The following is a 5113-nucleotide window of genomic DNA, read 5'->3' as shown; positions in this document are numbered from 1 at the left end:
GCGTGATGGTCGCGATGATGAGGCGCTTGAGGAGATAGGTGGCCATGGGAGGCGATCAGGCGACCGCGCCGGCGTCAATCCGTCCACTTCACCTTGGTAAGGTCATTGGCCTGAATCGGTGCATTCTCCCACAGGCCCTGCAGCTTCGCGTCCCAGACCCCGACCTTCGGCAGCTCGTAAAGGAAGCCGACCACGGCGTCGTCGGCGAGGATCTTCTGCGCCTCTGCCAGCAGCTCCTTCCGCTTCGCCTCGTCCGAGGTCAGGTTGAGCTTGGCGATGATGGCATCGAAGGCCGGGTTGTCGTAGTTGAAGTAATAGTCCTTGCGCGAATAGATATCGATGTCGTTCGGCTCGGTGTGGGAGACGATGGTGAGGTCGTAGTCCTTCTTGGTGAAGACCTGATCCAGCCATTGCGCCCATTCGACGGGGATGATCTCCAGATCGATGCCGACATCGCGCAGCTCGGACGCGATGATCTCGCCGCCAAGCCGCGCATAGGACGGCGGCGGCAGCTTCAGCGTCGCCTTGAAGCCTTTTTCTAGGCCGGCTTCCTTCAGCAGTTCCTTGGCCTTGTCGACATTGTGCGGATAGAGGCCGGTGAGGTCGACATAGTCTTTGTTGGCGGGCGACATATGCGAGCCGATCGGCACTCCCAGGCCCGCCGAGGCGCCGTCGATGATCGCCTTGCGGTCGAGCGCGAAGGAGATGGCCTGGCGCACCTGGAGCTTGTCGAAGGGCGGCTTCTTGTTGTTGATCGAAAGAATCGTCTCGCCTTCGGTGGAGCCGATCACCACTTTGAAACGCGGATCGTCCTTGACCTGAGAGACGCTGTCGGGATCGAAGAAGGGGAAGGCCTGGATGTCGCCCGAAAGCAGCGCCGGCACGGCGGCGGCGGCGTCGGGTACGATGCGGAACTCGACCTTGTCGAGCGCAACCGGGGCACCCCAGTAATTATCCGACTTCACAAGCGTGATCGACGAGCCCTTGGCCCAGTTCTGGAACTTGAAGGGGCCGGTGCCGACCGGCTTTTCCTTGTTGGTGTCGGCCGATTTCGGCGACACCATCACCGCGTCGCCCCAGCCCATATTGTACAGGAAGGAGCCTTGCGGGTTTTTCAGCGTGACCTTCACCGTCGCCGGATCGACGACATCGACCTTGTCGATCTGCGCGAACAGCCCCTTTTGGGCGTTGACCGAATTGTCGGCCCGGGCACGGTCGAGAGAGAATTTCACGTCGTCGGCGCTGAAATCGCTGCCGTCGTGGAATTTCACGCCGGTGTGCAGCTTGAAAGTGTAGATCTTGCCGTCATCCGAGATGGTCCAGCTTTCGGCAAGGTCGGGGATCACCTCGCCGTTCGGACCGATGCGGGTGAGACCTTCGAAGACATTGGCGTAGAGCACCTCGTCGATGGCGGCGGCGGCGCCCGCGGTCGGATCGAGATGCGGGGGTTCGAGCGGAATGCCGATGACGAGGTCGGTACGGGCCGAAAATGCCGACGTGGCGGCCGCGAAAGTAAGCACAGCGGCGGCCAAAATGGTCTTCCACAATCTCATTGCCGAACTCCCATGCGGTCAAACGGACAAGCCCAGCGGATAGAAGCGTGATTTGGCCTGTGAGTAAATTGCGTTTCGTGCTGCCGGGTGGCGCCAAGCGAAATGTTTTTCCCGATCAGCCGGTCGTACCGCGCAGCAGCACGTCGAGGCCGATCGCCATCACCTTGGCCGCGTCCACCATGTCGGCGATGCTCACCCATTCGTCCGGCCGATGCGCGAGATCGAGGATGCCGGGGCCATAAGCGATGCAGTCGTAGATCTGGCCAATGCGGGCAACATGCTTCTGGTCGTAGGTACCGGGCGAAATGACGTATTCCGGCTCGCGGTCGAAGATTTCCATGATGCCCTTGGCGACGGCTTTCACCACCGGCGCGTCGCGCTCGGTCATCAGCGGCAGCACCTCCATCAGGTCGCGGATCTCGTAGTCGAACTTTTCTCGCTCGCGCTTCAGCCGGTCGAGGATGCCGGTGACTTCACCCTTGACGGTGGTGAGGTCTTCCTCGAGCAGGAAGCGGCGGTCGATGGTCAGCCGGCAGGAATCCGGCACGTTGGGCGAGGGCAGTCCCGGCCGGAAATCCTCGGTCTGGCCGCCATGGACGGAATTGATGTTCATGGTCGAGCGCCGGGCGCCCTCGGGCACCACCGGCATGCGCGTCACCTTGCGGTCGAGCGCCGGGAAAAGCTCGTCCTCGAAGGCCTGCACGACGGCACCCATATGGCGCACCGCGTTGTCGCCGAGGAACGGCATCGAGCCATGCGCGATCTCGCCCTTGGTCTCGATCTCGGCCCACCAGACCCCGCGATGGCCAAGGCAGATGCGGTCCTTGTTCAGCGGCTCGGGGATGATGACGTGGTCGACCTTCGGCTTCGAGAAATAGCCGAGCTTCGCCAGATGGGCGACGCCGCCGAACCCGCCGGATTCCTCGTCGACCGTGCCGGATATCTCTATGGCGCCGGGAAAGTCGGGATAGACCTCCATGAAGGCTTCGGCGGCAATGACAGAAGCCGCCAGCCCGCCTTTCATGTCGCAGGCGCCGCGGCCGTAGACCCTACCTTCCTTCACCAGGCCGGCGAAAGGATCGACGGTCCAGCCTTCGCCGGCCTCGACCACGTCGATATGCGAGTTGAAATGGACGCAGGCACCGGGCGAGCGGCCGTCGAAGCGGGCGACGACATTGACGCGCGGGTAGCGGTCGGTGTCGCCGGGCGTGCCTTCTGCGCGAATGAATCCGGTTTCGAAGCCGAGCTTCTTGAGGCGTGCGCCAAGATACTCGGCACATGGCCGGTAGGCCTCGCCGGGCGGATTGACGGTCGGAAAGCGGATGAGCTCGGCGGTCAGCGCGATCAGGTCGTCGACCCGGTCATCGACGGCCCGGAGGAGTCGTTCATTCATCCTGCTGATTGAAGAAGCAACGCGGCGCTTTTGCAAGCTGCCTTTCGCGGTTGCCGGACAATGATTGAGGGCAGGCTCGCGCTTAAACCGTTGAGAGTGGGCGGCGGCCCAGCAACTATGACGGGAAATCATTCAAATTCGCGAAATCGAATTGGCGAATTTGTCAAGGAGTGTGTGGTACTTAACGCACCTGCCGGCGAAAATGATGGAAAAGAGACCACGTGATGGCAGGGGGCAATCGAAGGGGTTCATCGCATGAAAAAATCCAGCCTCATGGCGGCCGTGCTGGCAACCACGTTGCTCGGCACTTCGATCGCAAGCCGGGCGGCTTCGCTGGTCGCCAATATCGACGTCTCGACGCAGACGATGACCGTCAGCAGATACGGCCAGGTGCTGTATCGCTGGAATGTATCGACGGCCCGAAGGGGCTACTTCACACCGCGCGGCAGCTACCGGCCGCAATGGACCGCGCGGATGTGGTACTCGCGCAAGTATGACAATTCGCCGATGCCGTATTCGGTGTTCTTCCGCGGCGGCTACGCCATTCACGGCACCGGCGCCGTGAAATATCTCGGGCGTCCGGCCTCGCATGGCTGCGTGCGCCTGCATACGGCCAATGCCGCGACTTTCTATTCGATGGTGAAGGAAGCCGGCTACGGCAACACGCGAATCGTCGTCACCGATTGAAACGGGCCGGAGAGGGCTGCCTAGGCCGCAGGCAGCATTTGATGGCTGCGCCTGCTCGGAGCGTTGCAGCAATGCCGCACATGCTTCAAAAACAAGCAGCTTATACTAGCGTGAGCATCGCCGGAGCTGGTTTGCATGACGGCGCAGTGGTAAGTACGAAGCGTTGTTCTGGCTGCTTGGGGACTTTAATGTATCGATTTCTATTGAGCGCTGCGATCGCGGCAACCGCAACCTCGGCTTTTGCTGCCGATGCACCCGTTCTTCTGGACCAGGAACTCGCGCAGCCGCATATATCAGGTTATGGCGAAATCTATCTCGGAGGTCTCTATTTCGCGACCCCCGGGGACGACTCGGATGGCACGACTGCCGGCGGCGCCGTTCGGGTGAATTTCCCGATCGACGCCCGCTGGAACATCCAGACCGACGCGGTGATCGATTCGCTTTGGGTCGAAGGCACGAACATCTACAGCTACGGCGGTGCGATCCACGGTTACTGGCGTGATCCGAGCTCATATGCGCTGGGTGGATTTGCTACGATAAACGGATTTGGCGGCGATAACGGCATCGGTGACGCAGACCTTTACACTTTCACCGTCGGCCCGGAGGCACAGGCCTATTTCGGCAACGTGACGATCTACGGCCAAATTTATTATGGCCAGTTGCGGGCCAGCGGCTTTTCGGAGCATTTGGACAACTGGGGCGGCCGTGGAGTGGTGCGCTTCTTCGCCCAGGACAATCTCCGTTTCGATGGCGAACTCGGGTTCTCGAGGCTTTCCGCGGATGGTGGCCACCTCGATACTGTCACAGCCGCCTTGCAGGCTACATACAGGTTCGATGGGACGCCGTGGTCGGTATTCGGGCGCTACCAGTTGGATCACCTGACCATCTCGGAGGCTTCAGGCAGCGTGAACATCCACAAATACGTGGTTGGCCTGCGGGCAAGCTTCGGCTCGGACACACTGCTTTCCGAGGATCGCAACGGTGCCACGATGGATACGTTCCGGCCGAACTTCACCATCCCCGCTCCGCTTTGAGACAGCAGAACCTGGAGCCGCGTGGACTTAGTCCTCGCGGCCCTTCGTTGCGCATGGCACGCAACACGGCTAGCAGAAAGTTATCTCCTAGCGGTTTAGCGTTTGATCCAGACGAAAGCGATCTGAACGTTCTGGGCCGCTTTAGCTGATCTTGGCCCGCTCACGCCGCTTACGTCGCCGGCCGCTCATCTCCCAGCGCTTGTGGAACCACATCCACTGTCCGGGATCCTCGCGCACCCAGCGCTCAACGACGTCGGCGAGCAGCTGCGCGGTGGCGTGAACATCGACGCTGCCGGTTTCGGTGCGCGGCAAGTCGAGCTTGTCTTCGATTTCCAATCGGAAACGGTTTCCCGGCAGCCTGACGCAGCGCGCCGGATAGACATCGCAGTCATAGTGGCGGGCGAGCATCCCCAGCACGGGATTGCTCTGGCAGGGGCGACCAAAGA

The 5113-nt window shown here is 61.4% G+C and carries 4 protein-coding genes and 1 pseudogene; 2 read left to right on the top strand and 3 right to left on the bottom strand.

The genetic code is table 11. The features are described 5' to 3' along the window. Window positions 1–74 precede the first annotated feature (74 nt). Together EOA79_RS29490 and EOA79_RS29485 are read right to left on the bottom strand one after the other, a co-directional pair. Window positions 75–1553 carry an ABC transporter substrate-binding protein gene (locus tag EOA79_RS29490; protein WP_095801922.1) on the bottom strand — a complete coding sequence of 493 codons (1479 nt, stop codon included), beginning with the start codon at window positions 1551–1553 and terminating at the stop codon, window positions 75–77. Between the two features lie 115 nt (window positions 1554–1668). Next, complete coding sequence (locus EOA79_RS29485) at window positions 1669–2946, bottom strand: acetylornithine deacetylase/succinyl-diaminopimelate desuccinylase family protein (protein ID WP_095825653.1); 1278 nt, start codon at window positions 2944–2946, stop codon at window positions 1669–1671. Window positions 2947–3201: 255 nt separating this feature from the next. Here EOA79_RS29485 and EOA79_RS29480 point away from each other — a divergent pair, with 255 nt between their 5' ends. Further along, window positions 3202–3633 (top strand): L,D-transpeptidase, encoded by a 432-nt coding sequence (locus EOA79_RS29480; protein ID WP_066999783.1) that lies wholly within the window; start codon window positions 3202–3204, stop codon window positions 3631–3633. A gap of 188 nt (window positions 3634–3821) precedes the next feature. Beyond that, complete coding sequence (locus EOA79_RS29475; RefSeq protein WP_127403574.1) at window positions 3822–4667, top strand: hypothetical protein; 846 nt, start codon at window positions 3822–3824, stop codon at window positions 4665–4667. A gap of 141 nt (window positions 4668–4808) precedes the next feature. On the opposite strand, the pseudogene EOA79_RS29470 reads toward EOA79_RS29475, so the two are convergent. After that, window positions 4809–5113: pseudogene (locus tag EOA79_RS29470) on the bottom strand (lipid A biosynthesis lauroyl acyltransferase); the annotation flags it as partial.

This window comes from Mesorhizobium sp. M1A.F.Ca.IN.020.03.2.1 (assembly GCF_004023205.1).
In the GTDB taxonomy this organism is placed as follows: domain Bacteria; phylum Pseudomonadota; class Alphaproteobacteria; order Rhizobiales; family Rhizobiaceae; genus Mesorhizobium.
Note: the sequence above shows the minus strand (reverse complement) of the source record. Positions and strands in the feature narration are given on the sequence as shown.